The sequence below is a fragment of the Chitinophaga qingshengii genome (assembly GCF_014529935.1).
GTDB classification, from domain to species: Bacteria; Bacteroidota; Bacteroidia; order Chitinophagales; family Chitinophagaceae; genus Chitinophaga; species Chitinophaga qingshengii.
Window position 1 is genome coordinate 1134361 of the sequence record NZ_JACVFC010000002.1, and the last position, 26235, is coordinate 1160595.

A 26235-nucleotide genomic window follows, 5' to 3' on the forward strand; every position below is an offset into this window, starting at 1 on the left:
GCAACGGGGAATGTGCGCGCATTTCCCGTTTTCTTTTGGCTGATATTTACAGGTGGTTATGGAATAGACGTATTCCGTTTCATAACTAGTGATTTAGATGTTGATTAATGAATAATTACTTTTCCTGCGGTGATGTTATAATCGAATTGTTTGGTTTGTTTTAGCATGCTCAGCAGCTGATCCAGCGATTCCCCCTGTACGTTGCCGGTGAAGGAAGTCTGTAACAGCGCCTGGTTATGGCATTCCACCGTCACGCCATACCATCTTTCCATTCTTATGATCAGTTGTGAAAAATTTTCATTGCGGTATACGAACCGGTTTTCCACCCAGGCCGCTTCCGCTACCAGGTCAGTCCCCTGTTCTTTTTCCAGGTTTTCCAGTACGATCAGTGGTTTCTGATCGTCAGGACGGGCCGCTGGCAGCTGTTTGACAGCTGTTTCCGTAATAGCATTGGCTACCACCAGCTTTTGCCGTGGGCTTAACGTAATATGTTGTTTACCGGCATCTTTCACCGTTACTTCCACAGCCCCGCTGATCAGTGCCGTTTCTGTATGTGGTTCATCGGCATACGCACGCACATTAAAAGTGGTTCCAAGCACTTTTACATCTACCGTAGTGGTATGAATAACAAAGGGGTCATTTACCATTTTCGTCACGTCAAAATAACCTTCCCCGGTGAGTTTCACTACTCTGCCGGATTTGGCGAAATTGCTGGGATAGGACAACGTACTACCGGCATTAAGCACCACCAGTGAGCCATCCGGCAGCGTGATACGGGTTTTGGAACCAGGCTTGGTTTGCACGGTACTCCATACCACCGCCGGTGGGGTAGTACGCAGGTATATAGCCATAGCAGCGCCGATCACCAATACCAGTGATACTGCGGCTATGGCCCGCCAGCTGCGGCTACGCTCCGGCGTGATGGTTTCCTCTACCGGATTATTATCTCCGTTGGCGATATCTCCCATGATACGGTCCAGCAACAGCTCCTTCCGTTCCAGGGAGGATTTACCGGTACTCTGCAGGGATATTTTGTCCAACAGCTCCTGTTGCCGGGCTACCTCAGGGGTAGCTTCCAGCAACACTTCCAGCTCCACCTCCTCTGCGGCCGACAAAGTTCCTGCCGTTCGTTTGGCCATCAGTTCCCAAAGCCTTTCGTGTTGTTCCATTAAATTGACTGTTACGGTGATGTAACTGATAAGACAGTATTTTGGAGAAATACTATGAAGGGAAGGGGAAATTTTTTTATTTTTTTATTCCATCCAGCCGAAATGCTGACGGATATCGATCACTTCCCCCAGTTTTTTAAGGGCGATCGCCATTTGGGTATTCACGGTATTAATAGATACCTCCAGGATTTCAGCCACCTCCCGGTATTTGAGGCCATCTTCCTTTACCAGGCGGAATATGAGCTTACAGCGGGCGGGTAACAGGTTGATGGCCGACTCTATTTTCCGCAGGTTCTCCTTGCTGATCAGCATATCTTCCGGAGATGCAGCCATCGCATTCACAGACACCTGGATATGCTCGCCCGTCAGTATTTCCGGCATCCTGCCGGCGCTGGTGCGGTAGTTATAGGCCGTATTACGGACAGCAGTGTATAAATAAGTATTGAGGTTACGTACATTGGATAAGTTCTCCCGTTGCTGCCAGATCTTCACAAATACATCAGAAACCGCTTCTTCCGCCTCTTCCCGGGAAGGCAACAGGGAAGCAGCAAATACTATCAGCCGATCGCTATACTGCAAAAACAGCTGGCGAAAAGCTAGTTGATCATCGTTCCTGTATATTTTCTCTAACAGCTCCTGCATGTGATGGCATTCCCATTCATCAAATGGTACCGGTAAGGTAGGTCAGCGTAATTATCTGCAATACCTGAAATTTAGCGGATACTGATACTGAATTAACATGATAAATTGCGGGGATTGGCGGGAATGGCCAGAGCCCGGGAAAATGCTCCAGGGTTGAAGCCTGGGGTCCCGAAATCCCCCGGCACCTCGTCGCAAAAAAATAATCTCCTCCTGAAAATAAAAAGGCGCTCCAAAACCTGGAGCGCCCCTTACATCAAATTTATCTTACTACCCTATTTGTAAATCAGAACCTCCATTTTACCATCTTTGGTAACCGTTCCCCGGTACATGCCTTCGGTGTTAAAAGGCATAGCCATATTACCGTTTTTATCGAGGGCAATAAGGCCGCCATCGCCGCCCATATCGCCTACTTTTTTGATAACGGTTTTACCGGCATCCTGTACGGAAAGACCTTTATATTCCATCAGGGCGGAGAGATCATACGCCACTACATTACGGATGTAGTATTCTCCCCAACCGGTACAGGACACTGCCACGGTATTGTTATTGGCATAGGTACCGGCGCCGATAACCGGGGAATCTCCCACACGACCGTATTTTTTGTTAGTCATACCGCCGGTGGAAGTAGCCGCAGCCAGGTTACCCTGTTTATCCAACGCTACAGCGCCTACGGTGCCAAATTTATTGTCTTTGTTGATAATCCCCAGCTTACCCGGATTCGTATAGGCGTTGGAGCGGGCAGACGCCAGAGAATCTTCTTTCAACGCTTTCTGCAGCGATTTCCAGCGGGACTCTGTACGGAAGTAGGAAGGATCTACGATCTCCAGTCCCGCTTCTTTGGCAAATTTTTCCGCACCGGGACCGATCATCATCACGTGTTCAGATTTTTCCATCACAGCGCGGGCGGCGCTGATAGGATTTTTGATCACGGTTACACCAGCCACTGCACCGGCAGCCCGCGTTTTACCATTCATGATAGCGGCGTCCATCTCGTTGCGGCCCTCATGGGTAAAGACCGCGCCTTTGCCGGCATTAAAAAGGGAGTCGTCTTCCAGCACACGAACAGTAGCTTCTACAGCATCCAGGCTACTACCGCCGTTCTTCAAAACACCATAGCCCTTTTCCAATGCGCGCTTCAGCGATGCCTTATAAGCCTCTTCCATTTCGGGCGACATATTCTTCTTCAAAATAGTTCCCGCCCCGCCATGTATCACCAGTACATACGGACCTGCTTTTTTCTGTGCTGCAACCACGTTCCAACACATAGTCAGACAACAGGCTAACAACAAATAGCAAAAACCTCTTTTCATATAAAACATTATTTAAAAACTTTACCACTCGCTTCTATCTCCTCACTCATCTCCCCCAATCAGCGAAATCAGCAATAATCATCACAGTTACAGCTGTCTCATTTTCAGCGTTCCGTTCTCCACCCACCACCAATACCAGGTACCGCCACTGGCCGATGCCGGATCGAAGTCAGACACCCGGAAACTACCATTACCCGTGGCAGACGCAGGTATTTCATACACCTTGAGGGCTTGCCCCTTGCGATTCCATTGCAGGGGCTGCCCCTTTACACAAAGTTCAGGTCTTTTCAGGCTGTCCGTGAAGATAAAATATGCTTTGCTAACACCAAAAACTTTAGCGATCCCCTGTTCATCAATACAAACGGCTGTTTTCTCATCGGGGGCAATGCCTCTCGGGAAAATACCATGATCTGCAATGATACGGCTCATGAAAGTCACATGCCGGCCCTGGCGGCCACGCTTCACATAATGCTGGTCGCTGATCACCTGTGACAGGTAAGGCGCATGCAGGAAATCGTTGTTATATACGGTCACCACCGGATCGTAAGGATTAGCCAGTACGCTGTCGGAAACAGCACTGCCGCCTTCCCCGCTGTAATACAGCCCGCTGAGAATAGCGCAGCCTGCGCTGGTACCTCCTACGGGCACTTTTTTCTCTGTCAGCAGGTAATTGATAGCGTCGCCGGTTTTGGTACCGCGCCAGTTGTTCATATAACGGGATTGGTCGCCACCGGCGATAAACAACATTTCGGCATTGCGGATAATACGCGCTACAGTATCATTATTCGCCAGCTCCCGGCTGGTGATATTCAGTGTTTCCACGGAATTGACCGCTCCCAGCGAATCGATATCCACATTATATCCGGCGTTATTGGAGGCGGTGAGTACCACCACATCGCCACCACCGCTGCGTTCTATCATCCAGCGGAAAGCCCCGTCTACATTACCGCCACCGCCTACCAGCGCTACGCCGCCTTTCACAGGGGTTTGCACATCGGCGGTATCACCGATAATGCCAATGGAAGCCGGGCGGCCAGGAATAATACGCGCTGTGCGCCCTTGCTGCTGGCTGCATGCATGTATAGATATAGCCGTTACCGTTAATAATCCAAATAACTTTACACCTTTCATCTGTCGCTCTTTTTTTATGGGTTAATAAGGTTGGTTCTGTACCATGTTTTTGTTGGCTTTGGTTTCTGCATCCGGGATGGGGAATACATATCCGCGGTCTCCTGGTTTGAGCAATACGGCGCCCAGTGCATTCACCGCATCTTCCGGTTCCCGGGTTACGGGCAGGGAACGCCGGCGCAGGTCAAATAAACGCTGTCCTTCAAAAGCCAGTTCTTTAAAACGTTCGGTATAAATGGCGGTGATCAATGCATCTTTGCCCCCAAACGTTTCGGCAGTATAACCGCTGATACGCGCGGCACGCAGATCGTTGAGATCAGTGGCGCCATCGGCTACCTGGTTCAGTTCCGCCAGCGCTTCTGCGCGGATCAGGTACATCTCACCGGTACGGAACAGCTTCAGATCAGCCAGACCGGGGTTCCCGTTGCTACCGGCATATTTGTTCACCAGGTAAACAGATTTGCCGGAGCCACGGGTGTCATCAAACTGGATGTAGGCCGGATAACGCACATCATTGTCTTTGTCAAACAGTTTCACCAATTCAAAGGAAGGCACGTAAAGGGCTACACGCTTTTTGAAATAAACGCCACCAATCAGGCCGTTATTGGTATTGGCCATCTGCTTGAGTTTCCAGATTACTTCTGATTCGCCGGCATCTTTCCAGATAGCGGCGAACTTGTTCCGGGAAGCCAGTGGCGAGGCATTAATGGCTTCGGTGGCATAGGTTACGGCATCGCTCCATTTCTGCTCATACAAGGCTACGCGGGCCTGTATGGCGGAAACAGCGGCGAGAGTAATATGGGTATTATCTTCAAAATCAGCGGGAATCAGTTTCTTCGCCGCTTTGAGATCATCTTCTATGCGGGCCATCACTTCTCCAAAAGTATTACGGGCAGGAGAACTGATTTTGGAAACATCCATAAAGGGTACGCCTAATGCTGAAGGCGTATAGGCCTGTGCGTAGCTTTGCAGCAGCTGGAAGTGGCAATAAGCCCTCAACGCCAGTAACTCGCCATGGTACTGGTCCCGCTGGGCTACTTCATCACCTTTGGCGGGTACCTGCGGCAGGGCGGCCAATACACGGTTGGCACGATCTATCGTGATATAGTATTCGTTAAAAGACTCTGTAATAGTGGTATTACCGGGGTCTATCTGCCAACGGTAAGAAGCTACACCTCCACCGGTACCGTTTTCGCTGGGCAGCATACATTCGTCGGTAACCAGCGAAACATTGTAGATGGTATTATAGGTGAGCCGGGTGTAAGCTCCCAGCAGCCCGCCGTTCAGGTCAGACACATTGCGGAAAGTTCTTCCCGGATCAATAATGCTGTCGGTAGGCGACAAGTCCAGTTGTTTATTACAGGAAAGCAGGCATACCGGCAGCATCAGCGCCAGGTATTTAACAGTATGTTGAATATAACGGATCATGAACAGCAGGATTTAAAAGTTAACATTCAGGCCAAAGGTGTAGGTCCGGGCGGCAGGATAGTCAAACTGTCCTTCACCATTGTTGTTTTCCGGATCAAAGCTTTTCCATTTGGTCCAGGTATAAAGGTTCTGCGCCTGGGCAAATACCTGTACACCCTGGATGAATTTAAGCTGCGACAACAACGTTTTCGGGAAATTATACCCAATGCTCACATTCCGCAAACGGAGATAGGAGGCATCCTGTATATCACGGGAAGAATAACCACGCTTAGCGCCAAAACGAGGCAGGATGGCATTATCGTTGGGTTTCTTCCAACGGTCGTACAACATGCGTATAGACTGGTTACTGCTGGCAAACGCGGGGTTTTCGTTGTAGTAATCTTCGTTGAGATAACGCATGGCTTTATCTGCAAAGGTGAACAGCGCATTCAGATAAATACCTTTCCAGGTGAGGCCTGTATTAAATCCACCGGTGAATGGCGGAATATAAGTACCAAATTCGGCTACGCTCAATGCGGTTTCGTTGTAGTCGCTGGTCGTTTTACCGGTACGGTCATAATATAACGGGTCACCGGTTTGCGGATCTACGCCGGCCCATTTAGGTGCATAGTGCGAACCGTAAGGCAGTCCTACCCTTACAATTTTGGAGTTGCCCTGTGTAAACTCACTGGCGCCGCCCAGGCTGGTGATCACGTTTTTATTATAGGCGAAGTTAAAGCCCACGTTCCAGGTGAAATCTTTTTTACGGATGATGTCTGTCTGTACATCCATCTCAATACCGCGGTTACGCATGGCGCCTGAGTTGAGGAACATACTGCTGAAGCCGGAAGTAATGGACAGTGGCTGTTCTACGAACAGGTTATTGGTGATTTTATTATACACGTCTGTCACGATACGGATACGGTTATCCCAGATACCGAGGTCGAAACCGATGTTCAGCTCTTTGGCGTATTCCCAGTCGTACGCAGGGTTGCCGGGTTGTGCAGGCACAATAGCCGGGTGACCTGCATATTGATCGGTGCCATAAGTGCGGAAATAAGCGAAGGGCCCGAGTGCGGAAAACGGATTGGCAGAAGTGCCGTAGCTGGCGCGGAAACGCAGGTTATCCACAAAATCCACGTCTTTGAGGAAGTTTTCCTTTTTCACTTCCCATCCGATACCGAGGGAATAGAAACCATGCCACCGGTTGGAAGGAGGCACGGTAGAGGCGCCATCATAGCGGAAGGAAGCGTTGAGCGTATATTTTTCGTCGAAAGTATAACGGCCTACCGCGATGTAAGACGCCAGCGCGCTACGGTTGCGGCGGCCGCCTACTACCGGTGCAAAAGGCGAACCGGGTGTAATAGCCGCCGGAGTGGCCGGCAGACGGCCATCCAGGTCGAAACCGGTGTAGTTAAACTCCCGGTAGTTATTCTTCGTAAATTCAAAATAACCGGACACCTCAAAGTCGTGGCGGTTAGCGATGTTTTTCGTATAGGTAAGACCGGAAGTGGTGACCAGTGTAAAGTTACGCACCGTACCTTCTCCGAAGCTGCCTTTTTCACCGTTGTCTACTTTGGAACCGGAGTAGGAATCGGGGTTTACATAACGTTCGTTGGTCGTTTCCCGGAAATCGAGTCCCAGTCTTGTTTTCGCTATCAGCCCTTTGGTGATGGTGAAGTTCAGTGAAGTACCAATTATACTTTTCAGCTGGTTGTTTTTATTGCTGGTATTCAACAAGGCTTCCAGCGCATTACTTCCTTCCCGCAGGTCGTATACCGGGTATACGTCATCGTTCCAGTTGGTTACCAATGTACCATCCGGCAGATAAGGATATTCGTACGGCAGGGCGTAATATACCGCCGCCAATGGGTTGGAACCGTTGCTGGAGCCTTCTCTCTCGATAAAGGAAGATTCAGAATAACCCAGTCCCACGTTAACATTACCGGTCAACCGGCCGGTATTGAAGTCGATGTTGTTCTTCAGGCTGTAACGTTTCAGGCCGGAACGGAGTGCAATGCCCTGCTGATCAAAATAATTGAGCGAGCTGTAGAAACGTACATGGTCATTACCACCACTGGCGCTCAGCTGATGCTCCTGGAACCTGCCGGTACGCAGGAAAATCTTGCGCCAGTCGGTATTTACATTGCGGAGACTATCGAGGATGTGATCCGCCTGGCGTTGTTCTTCCGGCGTTTTGGTGGCGTAGTCAGGATTTTTCTTAGAGAACTGCCAGCCCGGACCAAGATCTGCACCGGTTTCCAGGCCTATCTCTTCTTCAAACTGTAAATGTTCCGCCGCGTTCATCATTTTGAACTTCGGCGTCGTCATATTGGAAAAACCGTACTGTGATTTATAGGAGAAAGACAGTTTACCTGCCTGGCCTTTTTTAGTGGTGATCACGATCACCCCGTTGGAACCACGGGAGCCGTACAACGCTTTGGCAGAAGCGTCTTTCAGCACCGTTACCGAAGCAATATCTTCGGGGTTGATGCCCTGGAACTGTGCCGCCTCGATAGGGATACCATCCATCACATAGAGTACAGAAGAGCTGCCGTTGATGGTACCAACACCGCGTACGGTAACAGTAGCAGCCGTCCCCGGTTGACCGGAACCAGCGGATACCATCATACCGGGTACCCGTCCTTGTAATATCTGTTCAAAGCTGGCCATGGGCACCTGGGTGATCTTATCGGCGCCTACTACGCCGGCAGCCGCGGTGGATTTATCCCTGGCATAATTCGTATAACCGGTAACGGTTACTGCATTCAGTGTTTTCACATCTTCTTCGAGGGTAACATTGATTTCGCGGCGGCCGTTGATCTCTACCTGGCGGGTAGTATAGCCTACCAGGGAGAACTGCAGCACACGCACCTGATCGGGTGCGGTGAGGGTGTAACTACCATCAGAAGTAGTGAGTGCGCCTGCGTTGGAGCCTACCGCCCTGACCGTTACGCCTGGCAGCGGGAGATTATCGATACCCAGTACCTTTCCACGAATAATAATATCCGCAGCAGCCTTATTATTAGCGTCAGCGGCATAGAGCACTACCAGCCCGTCTTCCCGTTGGGACCAGGCCAGATGCGTACCTGCCAGTGCTTGTGTAAGCACGGCATCCAGGGTAGCGCCTTTGGCGGTAACGGATACTTTCGTGTTTTCCGGCAGTGTTTTGTCATGAAAAACAAACCGGTAAGAAGTCTGATGCTCCAGCGTTTTCAGGAACTGCTTAATACTGGTTTCCCTGACCTGCAGGGTAATCGTTTCCTGCGCCAGACATACCGCCTGCACCTGCAGACAGGTTAAAAAAAGAAAGATGGTCAATTTCATAGTGAGCAGCAGTTTGCCGGCGGGAACAGCCTTCCCTTTCCATTTCAGGAATACAAGTTTTACCATACCTTTGATGTTGGTTTAGTTAATGATCATTCAGGACATTATCTGGCCTAATTCCGGGGGAAGTGGTGCGAACACTTCCCCTTCTTATTTTGGTTGTTACTGGTTGATTTTTTATTTACTGATGATGATTGTATCGTTTACCATTTTAAAGTTGAAGGGATAGGACAGTTGCAGGGCGTCCAATGCCTTTAGTACAGTCTCACTCTCGAACGTACCGGAATAGCGGTATTGTTTCACGTCTTCATCCCCGAAGGTTATCCGGATACCATACCATTTCTCCAGTTTCCCCGCAATACCGGACAACGGTTCATTCGTAATCTCCAGACGGTTGCGCACCCAGGCTATTTCCCGGGCTTTGTGGTTGACAGGGTCAGCATCCAGCGGGACTACCTTCAGGGCCGGGTTCACGGCTATTTGCCCGCTTTCCGGCGCTATGACCGTCAGTTTCTGATTGGGTTGCAATACTATTTTCCGGGCCGGGTCCTGCGGGGTGGTGATTTCCACTTTCCCCCTGAACAAAGCGGCTTCCATCAGCGGATGCCCCGTATAGGCGCTCACGTTAAACACCGTCCCCAGTACTTTGATATCAAAAGCACTGGTATGCACCATAAAAGGCAACTGTATGTTCTGGGTTACGTCGAAAAAAGCTTCTCCTGTCAGGGTCAGATCACGGTTGCTGCGGTTAAACCCTTCTGCCAGCTCTACCCGGCTGTTTTTACGCAGTACCAGCGAGGACCCGTCGGGCAATACCACCGATTTACGCGGCTCATCACCGGCAGAAATGATAGTGGCAGCCGCCATTTGCCCCGGGGCTGGTGTCGCAGACGGATGCCTGCTGAAGAAATATATCCCCGCAGCCAGTAGCAATACACCTCCCAACATAGCGGCATAGCGATATACCGGCCGGGAAACACGACGCGGACGGGCGGGCTCCATAACAGGCAAATCATTATCCAGCGTCTGTTGCAGCAGTTCGTATTGCGTCAGTCCGTCCTGCAGGTGCTTCAGCTGCTCCATCCGGCCACCCTGGCGGGCAGACAACAAAGCGACCAGCTGACGGGCCTCCTGTAATGCCGCTGTTTTCTCCGGATGCAGGCTGGCCCATTCGGTCCAGAAAGTGATGTCCGCTTCCTGTTCCTCCCGGCAATACCGCTGGAAAGATTCGTCGCAGGCAAAATCAATTGCCTCGTAATCCTGGAAGTTCATGCAGATAACCCTTTTTTATACAGACGGCGGGAAAGGATGTTTTTCCTAGACAAAAAGGAACTTTTTTTCAGGATAGTTTTTTCCGGAGGGTTTTAATGGCGTCATAGATAGTATTGTAGGCGGTTTTCACCGTTTGGGAAGTTTGGGCAGCAATTTCTTCATAACTCAGTCCTTCAAAGAATTTAAGTCTTACCAGCTCTATCTGCCGGGGTGTAAGGGCTTTCATGGCCTGGTGCAGGCGTTGTTTCATCTCATCATCCTGCTGTACCCGGATGATAATGTCTTCATAGGACAATTCACTCTCTGCTTCTTTGTCCGTCATCCGGTGGATGGCATCGTGTATGCGCGACTGATAGTTCAACTGATCAAGTAACTGCCGCTTCAGGGCGGTAAACAGATAGGCGGGAACGTTAGTCACCGGTTTCAGCTGTGCCTGTTTGCTCCACAGCTGCAGAAATAACTGCGTGATACAATCTTTTACCAATTCATCGTTACCGCACAGTTTCAGCCCAAAGCGCAGCAAATGGGGATAATTGCTGTTGTACAGCGCAAACAATGCCTGTTTGTCGCCGCTCCGCAGTCGCTCCCATTGCTGGCTATGATGATCTTCTTCCGTTGACATGGGCTGGTTTTAAGCACTATCCTAATACATGATGCGCCAGTACTTTCTGCACGTCATATACATTCACGGATTTATTGAAAGTTTTCACAATACTCGGCGTAGCCTCGCTGCTGACCCAGATCTTCAGTTCCGCATCCAGGTCAAAAGTACCGGCGGTTTCTACGCTGAACCGGCTGATACTCTTGTATGATACACTTTTATATTCCGTTTTGCTGCCGGTAATACCTTGTTTATCTACCAAAATCAAACGTTTATTGGTAAAAATAAAAGTGTCTCTGAACAGCTTAAAGCCCAGTTCTATTACCTCCGTGTCTGTCAGCAGTTTGCTGTACTCGCGTTCCAATTCAGCCTGGTTAACTGTTCCTGCATTTCCCAGCAGCGCTGAAAAAAATCCCATAGATTAATATTTTCCGGGTAAGGTATAAAAATTTTTCCGGCTAGGTACGAACCGCTATTTTTGTTACTCAACTCCCACAACTCTTTCCGCTTATGCAACTTAGAATGGTTAGCACTCTGCTATTATGGATGACAGCCCTGTGCGCCGCCACCAATTCCTTCGCACAACCTGTATTGGAGCCAACACGGATACCCCCGGAATGGATAAAGCCGCAACAACCTTTTCGTATAGCCGGCAACCTCTATTATGTAGGCACCTATGACCTTTCCAGCTACCTGATTACCACTCCTGCCGGGCATATCCTGGTTAATACCGGTCTGGCAGTTTCTGAACAAACCATTAAAAAAAACATCAAAGCGCTGGGTTTCCGGTTTAAGGACATTAAAATACTCCTGACCATGCAAGCCCATTTTGATCATATGGGCGCCATGGCCGCCATACAACAAAAAACCGGCGCCCGTTTTATGGTAGATGCCGGTGATGTCAGCGTTTCGGAAACCGGCGGCAAAACGGACTATGAAACAGGAGGACTTGTCAGTCAATACAGCCCGGTAAAAGTCAATCGTATCTTACATGATAAGGATACCATCAGCCTGGGAGACATGCAGCTGGTGATGCTGCACCATCCGGGGCACACGATCGGTTCATGCAGTTTTATTTTTGAAGTGAAAGATGATAACCGTCGTTACAAAGTGTTGCTGGCAAATATGCCAACAATCATTACCAACCGGAAACTTTCTGCCGTGAAGGGTTATCCGGACATGGCTAAAGATTACGCCTATACGTTGGACACCATGCCTAAAATCCAATTCGATCTCTGGCTGGCAGCCCATGCCAGTCAATTCAGCCTGCATCAAAAACGTAAAGACGGCGATGCCTATAACCCTGCTGCCTTCGCAGACAGAACGGACTACGATAAACAGTTAGCCAATCTCAAAGCTGCCTATCTGAAGAAACTAGCCGAAGAACAACCATAAAAAAAGCAGTAGAGCAAGGCTTCTACTGCGTTTTCAATATTACTGCGGTGGTTTATTTATGGATAGTTGTATCCTGGTGTTTTAATTCAGCAATACGTACTACTAAATCCGCGAGGCGGTTGGAGTATCCGAATTCGTTGTCGTACCAGCCTACTACTTTCACCAGGTCTCCTACGATGGAGGTCAGTAAAGCGTCGAAGGTACAGGAGTAGGGATTATCCACCACATCGATGGATACAATAGGCGCTTCCGTGTATTTCAGTACACCTTTCATGGAGGTAGCTGCAGCTTCCTTAAATTTAGCGTTGATCTCCGCCACGCTGCCTGGCTGTTTTTTCAGGATGCAGGTAAAATCCGTCAGTGAGCCGTTTAAAACCGGTACGCGGATGCCTGCTCCGCCCATTTTTCCTTCCAGATGCGGAAAGATAGAAGTGATGGCTTTTGCCGCGCCGGTGCTGGTAGGAATAATAGACGCCGAAGCAGCCCGTGCTCTGCGGAGGTCCCGGTGTGGCGCATCGTGCAGGTTCTGGTCCCCTGTCATGGAATGGACGGTAGTAATGTACCCGTCTACAATACCCCAGTTATCATCCAGCACTTTTACCATCGGCGCTACGTTGTTGGTAGTACAGGAGGCATTGGACAATACCGGAGAAGTAAGATCTATTAAATGATCGTTTACACCCAATACGACCGTAGGTATATCTTTATCCGCTGATGGCGCCGATATGATTACCTGTCTGGCGCCGGCTTGCAGATGCTGTTCAGCCCCTTTCCTGCCGGTAAATTTACCGGTCGATTCGATCACCAGGTCAATATCCATCGCTGCCCAGGGCAGTTGCAGCGGATCACGTTCGGATAAAATACGGATCGGTTTCCCGTCAATCACCAGCGAATCGGCGGTAGCCTCTACGCTTCCCTGATATTCACCATGTACGGAATCATACGTGTAAAGATGTGCCAGCGTTGGGATATCTGCCAGGTCATTGATGGCGATTACTTCAATTCCTTTTTTCTGCAGCAGCACACGTAAAAACATCCTGCCTATACGTCCAAAGCCATTTATAGCTATTCTCATGTTGATATTGTTGTAGCCTGTAAAATTACCAGATATTGTATTAATAGCCAAAACACACATACTATCATACAATCATACATAACAACCTACAAAACAATAAAAAAGGACTCAAAAATTATTTGAGCCCTTTTTTGTCACAACGTGTTATTTGTCCCACCATACATGCTTAAGCCAGTCATTCTTTCCTCCTATCCTGTTTAAAGCTTCCTGGTAGTTTTTGGTGTTATTGAGCGCTTCTGTAGCGGGATAAAACAGCCTGCGGGGCATTACGCCATTGGTAACAGATTCTCCGTTGGGATCTTTCACCGCCTCTGTCACCGGAAACCCTGTACGGCGCAGGTTAGCATAGGCTTCATAACCGTTGGGGAACAGTGCCACCCACTTCTGCATATTGATTTGTTCCAGTTCTTTACCAGTTGTCAGTGTATGCGCGTTAACAAAGTCGGTCACCTCCTGGGCGCCTATTGGCGTCATGCCGGGATACATTTCCAACTGCTTCATGGCCGCCCGGATAGCTTGCTGGTAATGCTGATTGGCATCTTCGCCAAACCAGCCCCTGGTGGCGGCTTCTGCCTTCAGGAATTCCACTTCCGCGTATCCCAGGTGCAGGAAGGAGCCTTTCTGTTGATAAAAAGGCGTATTAATCTTGCAGAATTTATTGCCATGCGGAACATAACTCCCATCAGCGGCTTTAAAATCGGCCCATTCATCGTACCAGTACAAACCAGGCGCAATAGGCAGATAGTGGGTCAGATGAGTAATATCCTTGCCACTGCCATCTTTGTTAACAAAGAAAGATACCAGCCTTGGATCATTTTCTGCTTTCAGGTATTTCACGAAAGTCGTAGTGCCGTGCACGTAGTTGAAGGTTTGTACTTCCTGCAAGGCCTGCGCCAATCCGTTACCCCGGAGATCGGGATAAGCGAAATCTTCATGAATCATTTTAAAATTATCATCTGCGCTGCTAATCGTACCACCAGCGAGAGCGGCCTGCACTTCCTGTTGTGCTTTGGCCGGATTCACTTTCGTTAACCGCATACCCAATCTCAAACGCAGGGAATTGGCCAGCTTCTTCCATTTGGCGACGTTACCCTGGTATACGATATCGTTCTGGATCTTGTCTTTACTATCGTCAAACTGTTTCACCGCCTGGTCCAGTTCTTTAAACAGGTCGTTGTAAATATCTTCCTGCTTATCGTAACGCGGTGTATAGTTGTTCTTGTAAAAACCCATGCCAGCCTCAAAATAAGGCACATCACCATAGGTATCTGTCAGGATAGAAAAAATATACGCTTTAAGAATGCGGCCTGCGGCAGTGTAGTTCACTAACTGCGGGTCTTTCTCACAGTTATACAGCATATCTATCAGCTGCTTGAGACTGCGGTTATAAAAGATTTCCCATACTCTTTCGTTATAAAAATCGTCCCGTACAAACTTAGTCCCTGCACGCATGCCATAAGCGCCGTTTACATACTGTACCATCGGCATAAACAGATACATGTTCGTATAACCGGACTCACGGCCACCGCTGAGGAAGTAAGCGGCAGCGGCCAGCTGCTGTCCGGGCGCAATTGACGTTCCTTTGGTAGGATCTTCATTAATGGTTTCAAAATCTTTCGTACAACTGCCCAGCAGCAATACGGTCATTATCGGCAGAAAAAATCTTTTCATCTTCATAGATTTAGAATTTTGCATACAGGTTAATACCATAAGAGCGGCGGGTAGGTAATGAACCATATTCAAACCCTTGTCCATTGCTGTTGTTGTAGCTCGACTGCGGATCGATGTTCGGTACGTGTTTGCTCACGATAAAGGGATTACGTGCTACCAGCGACACAGTAATATCACGGATCATGGTTTTACGAAGTATGTTTTGAGGAAGACGATAATCAAGTGTAATCTGACGCACTTTTACGAAAGACGCATCGTAAATAAAGGCTTCCGGAATATTGCTCGTAATGCGGTCCCAGTATACCTGCGGACTTACAAAACCGGATACCTGTTTGTATTTCACATGACCGTTTCCATCTACGCCATCTTCCTGTACACCGGATACAGGCATACCGCCGGTAGCCTTCCAGTTGGCAGGCTCCACATTGGCAGCGGCTCTTTCTTTTTCAGACTGCGCCCAGCCTTCACGGCCTTCCAGGGTGCCTTTATGCCTGCCCGTAGCATAAGCACGCAGGTTGGTCATAGAGTAAATATTGCCGCCTTGTTTCACGTCCAGCAGTACTGACAAGGTGAAATTCTTATAGGCAAAACGATTGTTCAGGCCACCGATCCATTTATATTGACCACCGCCAATACGGGCGTCAGTATCGGTATAACGCGGCAGCAGTTTTTCATCCAATACCATATTGCCCTGTTCATCGCGCAAAAACTTGCGGCCTACAATCACGCCATATTCCTGTCCTTCTTCTGCTACGATGGAGCTGCCGGCCCAGCGGGCTGATGCCAGTGTATAAAAACCGGATACCAGCGGGCTCAGTTCCAGGATTTTGTTCACGTTGCGGGCCCAGGTCAGGTTTACATCCCAGCTGAAATCTCTTGTGGCAATAGGTTTAATGCCCAGTGCTATCTCTACGCCTTTGTTCTGCACATTACCGGAATTGATCACCGCAGAAGTGTATCCGCTGGAAGAAGAAATAGGCGCGTTCAATACCTGGTTGCGGGTGTTGGACTGGTAGAAAGTCAGATCCAGGTTCACCCTGTTTTTCAGCATCACCAGGTTAAGACCGGCTTCAAATGATTTACTGATACTGGGTTTGAGCAACACGTACGGCACTCTGTCCATTCCAACACCACCAATAGAATAACCACCGATGGTAGGAATATCAGGATTAGCAGCATAGGTCAGTTTTAACTGGTACGGATCAACGGCATCTGCACCGGTTTGTGCCAGTGAAAGGCGCACTTTTCCGAAGTTCAGCAGATCGTTCTGTGGCAACAGTTCACTGAAAACGAAGCTGGTGGAAACGGAGGGATAAAAGAAGGAGTTATTGCCTGCGCCCAGGGTAGATGACCAGTCATTACGGCCGGTGATATCCAGGTACAACAGGCTCTTGTAAGCCAGGCTCACAGCGCCGTACACGGAATTGATCCGTTTACGGTTAATCACTTCATTACTGAGCCTTGTCTGGAAATTATTGATACTTTTTACGCCTCTCGCGCTGATATCCCGGCCAGTGGTGTTAAGTACATTTTCTTCATAATCCATGCGATTAGTACCCAGGTTGGCGCCAATATGAAAGTCTTTCACTTGTTTGCTGAAGGTGAGCAGCAGCTCCGAGTTGGTTTCACGCAGCGTGCGGTCTTTCATATTGATACCGCCTGAAGTATTGAAAGGTGAGGAAAATTCGATGAACTCCCGAAAGCTGAATTTCGAATAATCGGTACCGGTGCGGCCCTGAACTGCCAGGTAAGGCGTCAGTTGGTATTTAAGGAGCGCGAAGCCGGTCAGTCTGTCCTGTTTACTGTTATTGGGTTGTTCGTTGAGCGCCCAGTAGGGGTTTACCTGGTATTGGTCGTTGTTCCAGTCAATATACTCACCGGTGGAGGGGTTCTTATATTCTTTCAGCCAATCAATGGAAATATTGGGAGCGATGCCGCTGAGCACATATCCTACGTTGTTCGGGTTATCAGACAACGCAGGACGGTTGTTTACCTTTTCATTCAGGTAAGCTACTTTGGCGTCGATGCTCAGTTTATCCGTCAGACGGGAAGTACCTCTCAGGGCGAAGTTATGGCGGTCCAGGCCACTGGTAGGTACAATGTCTTTGTTATGCAGATTGGTATAGGTAAACCGCAGCTGGCTCTTATCGTTACCGGTAGCCAGCGCTACGGAATTGGACAAGGTCAGGCCTTCGCGGAAAAATTTCTGGATAGGGTTGGCCGCTTTGGTATAAGGCATTTTTTTGCCATTCCATAACCACGTAAGGCTGTCAGCGTTGAGGCGCGGGCCCCAGCTGGCCTGTGAATAAGAGCGGGCAGTAGCCACATCGCGGGGGAGGGTACCGGCGCGGCCCATGCCATATTCTTCCTGGAAATCGTAGCTGTTATTCAGCTTTTCCAGTACGGTATTGGAAGTTACTTCCACTTCCAGCCCTTTATTATTTCCTTTTTTTGTGGTGATGAGAATGACCCCATTGGAAGCCCTGCTGCCGTATAACGCGGTGGCCGCGCCACCTTTCAGTACCGACATGGTTTCAATCTCATCGGGGTTGATGATGCTGGTACCATCACCCAAATCGTACCCACCGTATTTATCGGCTTGTCCGGGTGAAGAATTGTTAATAGGCACACCATCTATCACGTACAGCGGTTGGTTATCGCCGCCAACTACTTTCACGCCGCGCAGTGTTACTTTCACGGAAGCGCCGGCGCCGCTGTTAGTCATACTCACATCCAGGCCAGCTACTTTGCCGCTGAGAGATGCAATGGGATTGTTTTCCCGGGCTTTGGTAAATTCCTCTCCTTTCAAGTCCGTATAGGCGTAACCGAGAGAACGCTGTTGTCTTCCGATACCTAACGCGGTTACCACTACCGTATTCATTTCGGAGATACGGCGGGGCAGTAGTACGTCCGCAGCCTTCGTGCTGGCGGCGGTTTGTGTAGTGGTTTCGTAACCAATAAAGGCAACGCTGTAGGCGCTTCCTTGTGGAACCGGCAGGGTAAAAGAGCCGTCCTCGCCGGATACCACCGCCTGGTTGGTTTCCCGTGCAGTAATCACCGCGCCGGGTAACGCTTCACCCGTTTGTTTGTCCAGTACACGGCCTTTTAACTGTATCACCGCGCCCTGTGGTTTAGCCAGTTGTTTGATCACGACATGATTGCCCATCGCCTTGATCTGGAAGCTGCCGGCGGGGAACAGTACTTTCAGTACATTCTCCAGCGGAATACTTTTTTCTTTAAAAGAGAAACTACCCCGTCCATTGACGATCTCATTGGGATACGCGAAAGAGATAGCGAGTTGTTTTTCGATCAGTCCGAGGATTTCGGGCACCGGCTTATCCGTCACATCCAGTGATACCCGCTTTGATAGCACGGAGGCAGCATCTTGTGCAACAGCGTAGGCACAGGTAAAAATGACCAGGATAACCGTGCAGATGAAATTGAGTTTTTTCATGCAATGCATTGATTTTAGTTGATATTGACCGTTAGCCCAGGACATTGGCTCCTGGGGACAACATACAGTCTCCCTTTACCTTTCCCGGGAAAAGGTATCATCCGTAAATTACAGGCATAACAAGGTGGCAGGCCGTTGGCCAGGCAGGATTTGCTACTGCTTGATAACAAAGAATCAGGATACTGTGATGCTGGTAACTTATTTCATTTTTTTCAGTATATATTCAGCGGAAGACACGTGATCTGCTTTCAGGTCTAACATTTCCCTGATGACCGCCAGTGCTTCTTCTAACGTGATATTTTTAAATCTGACCGTGATGTTTTCCTGAAGCAGGGCAGTATCTGCTGTCCGCAGCCTCACCTGATAAATAGAGGATAACGTGTGCAGTACAGTACCGAGTGACTGGTTGCTGAAGCTCAGGTCGTTGTTGGCCCAACCGCAACGGTATTCAAAAGTGCCTGCCAGTTTTTCTACCTGGCCGGTGTAGGCGTCCACTTTTCCCATAGTCGCCGGCGTTAGTAGCACACCAGGCTGACCATTACCGGCGCTGAGCCTTACTTTACCATCCCAGACCGCCACATCGGTGTATTCCGTAGATGTTTTGATGTTAAATGAGGTACCCAGTACTTCCACCGCAGCGTGAAAGGCTGTTACCGTAAATCGTTGCTGTTCGTTTTTCACTACATCAAAAAAGGCTTCACCGCTTTGCAGCTCCACCGTACGGCTCCGGAAGTTTTTCCGGTAATGCAGCACGGTACCCGGCCGCAGGAATACTTTGGAGCCATCAGGCAATTGCAGGCTGTCTTTCAGGTTGCCCTGCGCAATATAGGTGACCATTTCCCGGTCCTGCTGCGTATGCCGCCACCACGCTGCCGCCAGCAGCACCGGCAGCAGTACCGCCGCCACTTTCCACCAGCGGCGGCGATGGGACACCGTCATCGGAGGCTGCCGTAATACAGTGGATTGTTGCAGGTTGTCCCAGCCTGTCGCCACGTCGAAATCATTTTCCGGCAACAGGGCAGCTGCCTGCCATAGCCGGCGATAATCTTCCAGGATAGCTGGATGCGTTTCATCCTCCAGCAGCCAGTCCTGCAACTGCTGCTGTTTCGCTGCATTGTCCGGTTCAGACAAACAGGCTATAATAAATCCTGGTACTTCCTCTTTTTTCATGGCGCTATACTATTATGACAACTGGGAAATAATAAACTTTGATGTCAGCGTAATTTTTTTTTCGGCAGCAGGGCGGTCCGTAATGCAGTGAGAGCGATAGACAGCTGATAATACACGGTATTGAGCGTGATACCCAGTTTCTCCGCTATTTCAGCCGGTTCCAGGTGATGTACCCTGCTCAGGATAAATATCTCACGGCAGCGGGGCGCTAAAGGCGCCAGGTGTTTTAATAACTCCTGCTGAAACAGGATATAATCCGCTATTTCATAGAAAGAAGCAGTATCAGATTCAAAGTGGAGCAATTCTTCGCTGACAGTACGGGAACGGCGTTTTAATTCATTGATACAGCGGTTGGTAATGGCGCGGAACAGGTAATGGCGAACTTCTCCGGTGATCGTCAGGTCACCTCCTTTTTCCCACAGGTACACAAACAGGTTATGGACCATATCTTTTGCCAGCCCTTCATCCTGCACCCAACGGAAAGCCAACAGATAAAGCTCCCTGCTGTAGGCCTGGTACAGTTGCTGAAAGAGGTCTTTGTCGTGGTTACGCAAACCCGCTGTTAACTCGGCAGCGGAAATTGTCCGGTCGTGTTGCGTCATTTTTAAAAAGCATAGGGTTATGACATGCTACGTTGTAGTAAACCCACAAAGTACAAAGTATTTTTAATTGAGAGGGAAGGAATACGGTTTATCGGGGATAAATGAGGAAGATAATTATTTTATCATTTAAAAAACTGGTAGTAGGTGGTGTTCTTTTCTCCTTCTTTATACAGAATACCGTTGTCGACAGCTTCTTTAAGATCCCTGCTTGCTGTAGCTGCTGAAACCTCAGGATATTGTTCCATGTAATTTTTTCTGGTGAATATCGCCTTACCTGTAATCTTCCTGAAGTTCTCTATACGGTCATTGGCCTTAAACTTAACAGGTCTCACCAATGACAACTCATCTAGTGATTCTTTAATAACCGATAACATAAATTCAATAAAAACAGTGGACTGCCCGGATTTATCCGCTATACTGAGCGCCTTGTAATAATCCTCCTGCCGCTTCTTTACAATATGTTCAACAGGCAAAAATTCAAAAATCGGATACTGTTCCTTTAGAATAACAGTCTGCCAAAAACGTCCCATTCTACCATTACCATCCACGAAAGGATGAATAAATTCTATCTCGTAATGAAAAACACAGCTTTTGATCAATGTTAGCTCTTCACTGCTTTTCAAATAACCAAAAAGATCGTTTACCAATGATTTGACCAGCGTTCCGGGAGGAGCTACATGCGTTATCTGGCTTCCTTTTACAATACCCACAGCCTTTGTTCTCAATACACCCGGAGAAGCAACAAGTCCGGTCATGAGCATACGGTGAGCCTTTAAAAATGAACTCAGATTATTAGGCTTAAAATCAGCTAAATTATTATATAAGCTAATTGCATTCAGCACCTCCAATATATCTTTTTGAGGTGCCAATACCCGCTTGTTATTCAAAATGGCCGTCACCTGCTCTTCAGAAAGACTATTCCCTTCAATTTCAAGAGAAGATTGTATCGTTCTGATTCTATTCTCCTTTCTTAGCTGTGTAGGTACTTTATTTAAATGAGTCGCATTAATTGCTCCTATTTTCTCGGAAATGGAAGCTATTAGTTTCAGGATGTTATCTGTGATGATATATGGTGGTTTCATGATATTATTTTTGATAGTATCATTTGATACTATCAAAAATATTCTTTTTAAGTTAATTCCGGTTAAATTTTCATTTTCGTCTTTTGGAATACCCCTGCTGAATCCGGCCCCAAATGGCCATGGAAGTATCAGAAGCACATTTCAATAACAATTATCTTATCATTATAACATAATTATTTTCATTAACATTTGACTTGCAAAAAATTGAATTAAGCATGGTAGATTTGCGGCATAAATATTCACCTTCAACCCTGAGAACGACCATGTCTACAAAAGAAATCAAGGATCTCGTTGAAGCTATCGAGAAGTATTCAAAACAACTGTCTAAAGATAAGCGTGCGTCTAAAGCTTTTCTGGTAAAAGCAGGGATTATCACCCCCAAAGGAAATCTCAGGGCGCCATACAAACACTTATGTATTCCTCAAGGATAAGTTCGTATACCAAAAATTGAAGTATGAATGAATCAAATTATCAACAAATCAAAAACGCATTAATTGCTCAACGGAAAAGAGTTACCACCTCCAAAAGAGCCGCTGCCAAGTTTCTAAGGGAAACCGGTGTTATGCAGCTCATTATCAAATCACGTAAACAAGCTGACGCCCGTAGCCCCCAAATAACAGTCTAACCTACTCCACCCTTTTCCCCTCCGCCACACTATTCTGCCGCTTCGTCACACTCACCACCTTTCCCTTTGCATCTTCATTAAACACCAGCTCGGCATCCAGGTCTTTGGCGTAATACCGGTTCCTGGCAGCAGGAAGCAGTTCTTTACGGTCCTGCCCTACCTGTCCATATAACTTGCCCTCTTCCAGCACCACTTCAAAATCCATCTTGTCCGGAAAAAGGTAGTGACCGCAATATGCCTGCATGGTTTCCACCGTAACAACCGCTTTTTTCAACGGCGCCGGCGCTGCGCCAATACGTATACCCGTTTCCGGGAGGCCGGTGCTGCTCACGGCTACACTGTCACCGGCAAACTGCATCGTGACCAGGGTCTGCGCTAATCTGAAACGATCTCCGCCCAACGGCATCAGACGCCTCTTTCCACCACCGCGGGCATACCAGTACAGCTGTCCATCCTGCAAGGCTACCACCCGCTCGCCGCCGGCTGTTTTATATACACCCGTGCAGCGCGATAAAGTTTTTTCCCGCTGGAATTTTTCATCTGTCTGATAAGGTTTACCCATGGTGATAGCCGCCATTTCAGCAGATGGTTTGTCGAGATCGCCTATTGATTCGTTATTGGAAAGGATGGCGACAAAAATATGCTGATCGGGTAAGTATAAAGTAAACGACTGGAAACCATTAATAGAACCACTATGTTTCACCGATGGATAATCTTGTACGCGGCCTGTCTCCCAGCCATACCCATATCCGGTGAGGTGTCCATCAGGTAATACATAACTGGCTTGCGCCTTCTCCCTGCTTTGTTTACTGATAACCCGGTCATTCATCACGGCTTCGTACCAACGTAACAAGTCCGTTGTAGTAGATAACAGCGAACCTGCCGCATATGGCAATTGCATACTGAGGTAGTCTGCATTCAGATAGCCGTCTTTTCCCTGTTTATATCCCCCAACACGGCCTGGAATAATGGTTTGAGCGCTGTCGTAAAAAGAATGGGACATCCCCAGGGGTGTAAAAAACTGCTCCCGGATATATCGTGCGTAAGGCTTACCGGTTACCAGCTCAATAATATATCCGAGCAATACATATCCCGAATTATCATATAGAAACCGGGTCCCCGGTGTAAAATCCATGGGCTCATTGCTGAAGAACGCTACCAACTCCGCCGGCGTTAAATCCTTTCGTCTTACATCCGGTGTGAATTTAGCCATGCCGGTATAATTACGGACACCGGAAGTATGGGTCAATAAATGCCGGATGGTAATATGCTGTCCCTGCGTCGGGTAATCTTTAATAAACTTCGTGATCTCATCATCGAGCGATAGTTTACCTTCTTCAGCCAGTCTTAAAATACCGGCGGCAGTAAACTGTTTGGTATTGGAACCGATGCGGAAAACAGCAGTTGTAGTCATGGGTAACTGTTGCTCCAGGTTCGCCAAGCCAAATGCTTTGTGATATAACACTTCCCCATCTTTGGCGACGATGACAACCGCGCCGGGAGCGCCTGCCGGAAACCGGTCCTGCATAACAGCATCCAATGCTTTTGTATTGACCTGGGCCATCATATGCTGACATACGAGCAACAAGGCAATAAACCATCTTAAACTTTTCATATATCGCTTTTTTAGCGTTTAAGAAAGATAAATGTTCCCAACAAGGCCAATCCCCAAAACAAAAAAATACCCATCGGAACAGAAAACAGCGGAACTATCCCGACAACAAAGGTCAACCACCAGGCCGCTCCGGCCCCCAGAGCAATACCTATACAGCTCATCCCCATTGTCAGGACCAGGGGCAGATAGTTTTGACTGTTCTTAAAAAAATCCGGAGGCAAGCCTTTTGCCAATATAGTCATCCTCTCCTGGTGTCGCGTGGTAAAATAATAATAGCTGATACCAAATACTACCAGCGCAATGGCAATACATAAAGCAGCTGAAGTTATTAACATGATTTTTGTATTTTTCTATAAGACTAAAATCTATTCCAGGTGGTCACATGTGACCATTTGTTGACGGATTGCGTCTAAGCAGTTATGTCGCTGAACAAACACCGCCTGACAGAAGACCAGCTACTGGAGCTGGCTATTCTGGGAGATGCTGAAGCTATCCGCTACCTGGTAGATACCTACCGGGATATCGCTTTTACCTTGGCACTCAAAATTCTCAACAACCGGGAAGATGCAGAAGAAGTGATACAAGATGCGTTTATGAAAGCATTTTCCGCCCTGAGCGACTTCAGAAAGGCCGCCCGCTTTTCCACCTGGTTATACCGCATTGTTTATAACACAGCACTGACTAAACGTTATGCGAAAAAAGCACCTGTAAGCGAAACAGACTTTCCTGCTATCGGAGAAGAATCATCCTGGAACCAGCTGCGACAAACCGAACGAAAAAAATATATAGACCTTGCCCTGCAGCAACTTAAACTGGAAGATCGGCTGATCATCACCCTTCACTATATGGCAGATAAATCTACACTGGAAATCGGACAGATCCTGGATATGAAAAAATCTGCAGTAAAAATGAGGCTGCTACGCAGCAGAAAACAATTGGAAATAACCTTAAAAAATCTGTTACAGCACGAACTTAAAGAACTACTATGAATACGTCAAAAAAAGATACTCTCCGGCCTGCTATCCTCGAAGGCATTGAAAAAACAGACAGGGACTTCGCCGATCAACTGGCGAATGAAGTATTATGGGCTCGCAGGCGACAATCAGGCGTCATAAAACCGAAATGGCATTTCCTGGGGAAAGTTATCCTGGGAATACTTCTCCTCCTGAATATATGGATTCTTTTTCTCCTGCAACCTTTCACCATACAGCCGGTGTTATTTACCGGCGTCTCAGGGTTCATCATGGCTTTAGCGGTTACGCTCTTTTTCTTCCGGCGTTACAAATCGTTATAATAGTCTTGCTGAAAAAACAATAAATAATTCCACTTCTCATAGGGGTAAGTTCATTGTTACCCGTCGTATATCCGCATGCACTCATTTTAGCGGGAATTCCCCATTCACTATTGAAAAATCTATCTATCATGAGAAAGCTCATTCCTATTCTCTTAGCAGCCATCTTTTGCTCCTGCCATGATGGCCATAACATACCCGAACCGCCCGATCAGGAAACGGGAACTTTTGAAGAAGCCAACATAGACAAGAATAAAATCATTGCACTGGAAAATGATATCAGCAATGGCAAGTACAATATTCACAGCCTGCTTATCCTACGCAAAAACAAACTCATTTATGAACACTATTTTCCGGGAGAAGACGCCGTTTTTCCGACACCGGTAGGAAAAATTCCGCATACGCGTGACAGTCTGCATGATTGCCGGAGCGTTACCAAAAGTATCGTGTCGGCCTGTGTAGGCATCACACTGGCACAAGGAAAGATCAAAAGTGTAGATGATAAGATATTCGATTATTTTCCCGGCTACCGTCAGTATGCTACCGGCGATAAAGCAGATATCACCATCCGGCACCTGCTCACCATGAGTTCGGGCCTCGACTGGAACGAACGCGTATCCTACGATAACCCTGCCAACGCCGAGCGGCAGATGCTCGAAGCACAAGACCCTACCGGCTTTGTACTGCAATGCAAAAGCACTGCCAAACCCGGTACTGTCTTCAATTACAGCGGAGGCAACACACATCTGCTCGGTCAGATTGTAGAAAGAACTACGGGCATGAGTATACGGGATTTTGCCAACCGTTACCTCTTCGGGCCGCTGGGGATTACACAGTTTTTCTGGACCGCCCGTGCAGACGGCATCTACTGGGTGCCTTCCGGTCTTCGTATGCGCCCGCTGGATATGGCGCGTGTAGGACGCCTCTACATGCAACGGGGACAATGGAAAGGCCAGCAACTCCTCCCCGCTTCCTGGATTCTCCAATCTACCAAATGGATCGTTAACTCCGATGAAGAAAACGTGGGCTACGGTTTCCAGTTCTGGTGCAGCAAACCAACGGTTGCCGGTCAACAGGTAGATATGGCTCAGGCAGAAGGCAACGGCGGCCAGACAATCGCCATGATACCTTCACTGGACCTGGAAATAGTAATGACGGCCGGTTATTATAATGATGTAACCGATCAGGCGAATCAGGTGCTGGTGAGGGATGTATTGGGAGCGGTGAAGAAATAACGAGTGTTTAAACAGGTAATAAATTTATTACTTTTTTGTTTGGAAAAAGTAATAAATTTATTACCTGTTTTTCAGAGTTTATTCACCTATTATAGCAACTTCTAAAAAGAATGACATGTAATGAGTTGTGGAGAGCTTATTTAGCATTCGATATAATATTAGAT

22 protein-coding genes are annotated in these 26235 nt (G+C 48.1%); 5 read left to right on the forward strand and 17 right to left on the reverse strand.

From position 1 onward, the window contains the following. Positions 1–104: 104 nt before the first annotated feature. The 9 genes from ICL07_RS19870 to ICL07_RS19910 form a co-directional block, all read right to left on the reverse strand. On the reverse strand, positions 105–1169 hold the full coding sequence (locus ICL07_RS19870; protein WP_188089762.1) for a FecR family protein: 1065 nt from the start codon (positions 1167–1169) through the stop codon (positions 105–107). Positions 1170–1253: 84 nt separating this feature from the next. Beyond that, positions 1254–1811, reverse strand: coding sequence for an RNA polymerase sigma factor (locus ICL07_RS19875; RefSeq protein WP_188089763.1), 558 nt, complete (start codon positions 1809–1811; stop codon positions 1254–1256). Positions 1812–2083: 272 nt separating this feature from the next. Then, positions 2084–3121 carry an isoaspartyl peptidase/L-asparaginase family protein gene (locus ICL07_RS19880; protein WP_188089764.1) on the reverse strand — a complete coding sequence of 346 codons (1038 nt, stop codon included), beginning with the start codon at positions 3119–3121 and terminating at the stop codon, positions 2084–2086. Between the two features lie 87 nt (positions 3122–3208). Then, on the reverse strand, positions 3209–4252 hold the full coding sequence (locus ICL07_RS19885) for a cyanophycinase (protein WP_188089765.1): 1044 nt from the start codon (positions 4250–4252) through the stop codon (positions 3209–3211). A gap of 21 nt (positions 4253–4273) precedes the next feature. Continuing rightward, positions 4274–5677 (reverse strand): RagB/SusD family nutrient uptake outer membrane protein, encoded by a 1404-nt coding sequence (locus tag ICL07_RS19890; RefSeq protein ID WP_188089766.1) that lies wholly within the window; start codon positions 5675–5677, stop codon positions 4274–4276. A gap of 12 nt (positions 5678–5689) precedes the next feature. Further along, on the reverse strand, positions 5690–9049 hold the full coding sequence (locus tag ICL07_RS19895) for a TonB-dependent receptor (protein ID WP_223152006.1): 3360 nt from the start codon (positions 9047–9049) through the stop codon (positions 5690–5692). A gap of 111 nt (positions 9050–9160) precedes the next feature. Next, complete coding sequence (locus ICL07_RS19900) at positions 9161–10255, reverse strand: FecR family protein (protein WP_188089767.1); 1095 nt, start codon at positions 10253–10255, stop codon at positions 9161–9163. A gap of 67 nt (positions 10256–10322) precedes the next feature. Next, complete coding sequence (locus ICL07_RS19905) at positions 10323–10877, reverse strand: RNA polymerase sigma factor (protein ID WP_188089768.1); 555 nt, start codon at positions 10875–10877, stop codon at positions 10323–10325. A 16-nt stretch (positions 10878–10893) separates the two neighbouring features. Continuing rightward, the gene (locus ICL07_RS19910; protein ID WP_188089769.1) at positions 10894–11274 is read right to left on the reverse strand and encodes a PH domain-containing protein; all 381 of its coding nucleotides are present in this window, start codon (positions 11272–11274) and stop codon (positions 10894–10896) included. Positions 11275–11378: 104 nt separating this feature from the next. Here ICL07_RS19910 and bla point away from each other — a divergent pair, with 104 nt between their 5' ends. Beyond that, entirely contained in the window at positions 11379–12251 is an 873-nt protein-coding gene (gene bla, locus ICL07_RS19915) for a subclass B3 metallo-beta-lactamase (RefSeq protein ID WP_188089819.1), read from the forward strand. Between the two features lie 52 nt (positions 12252–12303). Here the strand turns inward: bla and gap are convergent, their stop codons facing one another. The 6 genes from gap to ICL07_RS19945 all read right to left on the reverse strand — a co-directional run bounded on the left by gap (position 12304) and on the right by ICL07_RS19945 (position 21305). Beyond that, positions 12304–13326 (reverse strand): type I glyceraldehyde-3-phosphate dehydrogenase, encoded by a 1023-nt coding sequence (gene gap / locus ICL07_RS19920; RefSeq protein ID WP_188089770.1) that lies wholly within the window; start codon positions 13324–13326, stop codon positions 12304–12306. A 144-nt stretch (positions 13327–13470) separates the two neighbouring features. Continuing rightward, complete coding sequence (locus ICL07_RS19925) at positions 13471–14997, reverse strand: SusD/RagB family nutrient-binding outer membrane lipoprotein (protein WP_188089771.1); 1527 nt, start codon at positions 14995–14997, stop codon at positions 13471–13473. Positions 14998–15007: 10 nt separating this feature from the next. Further along, positions 15008–18451 carry a SusC/RagA family TonB-linked outer membrane protein gene (locus ICL07_RS19930; protein ID WP_188089772.1) on the reverse strand — a complete coding sequence of 1148 codons (3444 nt, stop codon included), beginning with the start codon at positions 18449–18451 and terminating at the stop codon, positions 15008–15010. 198 nt (positions 18452–18649) lie between these two features. Then, complete coding sequence (locus tag ICL07_RS19935; protein WP_188089773.1) at positions 18650–19621, reverse strand: FecR family protein; 972 nt, start codon at positions 19619–19621, stop codon at positions 18650–18652. A gap of 44 nt (positions 19622–19665) precedes the next feature. After that, entirely contained in the window at positions 19666–20223 is a 558-nt protein-coding gene (locus tag ICL07_RS19940; protein WP_188089774.1) for a sigma-70 family RNA polymerase sigma factor, read from the reverse strand. A 122-nt stretch (positions 20224–20345) separates the two neighbouring features. After that, complete coding sequence (locus ICL07_RS19945; RefSeq protein WP_188089775.1) at positions 20346–21305, reverse strand: Fic family protein; 960 nt, start codon at positions 21303–21305, stop codon at positions 20346–20348. A gap of 263 nt (positions 21306–21568) precedes the next feature. Between ICL07_RS19945 and ICL07_RS19950 the strand changes: the two genes are divergently transcribed. Beyond that, complete coding sequence (locus ICL07_RS19950) at positions 21569–21736, forward strand: hypothetical protein (RefSeq protein ID WP_188089776.1); 168 nt, start codon at positions 21569–21571, stop codon at positions 21734–21736. A 195-nt stretch (positions 21737–21931) separates the two neighbouring features. Here the strand turns inward: ICL07_RS19950 and ICL07_RS19955 are convergent, their stop codons facing one another. Next, positions 21932–23545 (reverse strand): serine hydrolase, encoded by a 1614-nt coding sequence (locus tag ICL07_RS19955; RefSeq protein WP_188089777.1) that lies wholly within the window; start codon positions 23543–23545, stop codon positions 21932–21934. Between the two features lie 11 nt (positions 23546–23556). Further along, on the reverse strand, positions 23557–23880 hold the full coding sequence (locus ICL07_RS19960; protein WP_188089778.1) for a hypothetical protein: 324 nt from the start codon (positions 23878–23880) through the stop codon (positions 23557–23559). Positions 23881–23964: 84 nt separating this feature from the next. On the opposite strand from ICL07_RS19960, the gene ICL07_RS19965 reads away from it, so the two are divergent. The 3 genes from ICL07_RS19965 (at position 23965) to ICL07_RS19975 (ending at position 26071) form a co-directional block, all read left to right on the forward strand. Continuing rightward, on the forward strand, positions 23965–24534 hold the full coding sequence (locus tag ICL07_RS19965; protein WP_188089779.1) for an RNA polymerase sigma factor: 570 nt from the start codon (positions 23965–23967) through the stop codon (positions 24532–24534). Beyond that, positions 24531–24839: a hypothetical protein gene (locus ICL07_RS19970; protein WP_188089780.1), complete on the forward strand. Its 309-nt coding sequence runs from the start codon at positions 24531–24533 to the stop codon at positions 24837–24839. Before ICL07_RS19965 ends, ICL07_RS19970 begins: the two co-directional genes overlap by 4 nt. 128 nt (positions 24840–24967) lie before the next feature. Further along, positions 24968–26071 carry a serine hydrolase domain-containing protein gene (locus ICL07_RS19975; RefSeq protein WP_188089781.1) on the forward strand — a complete coding sequence of 368 codons (1104 nt, stop codon included), beginning with the start codon at positions 24968–24970 and terminating at the stop codon, positions 26069–26071. The last annotated feature ends 164 nt before the right edge of the window (positions 26072–26235 follow it).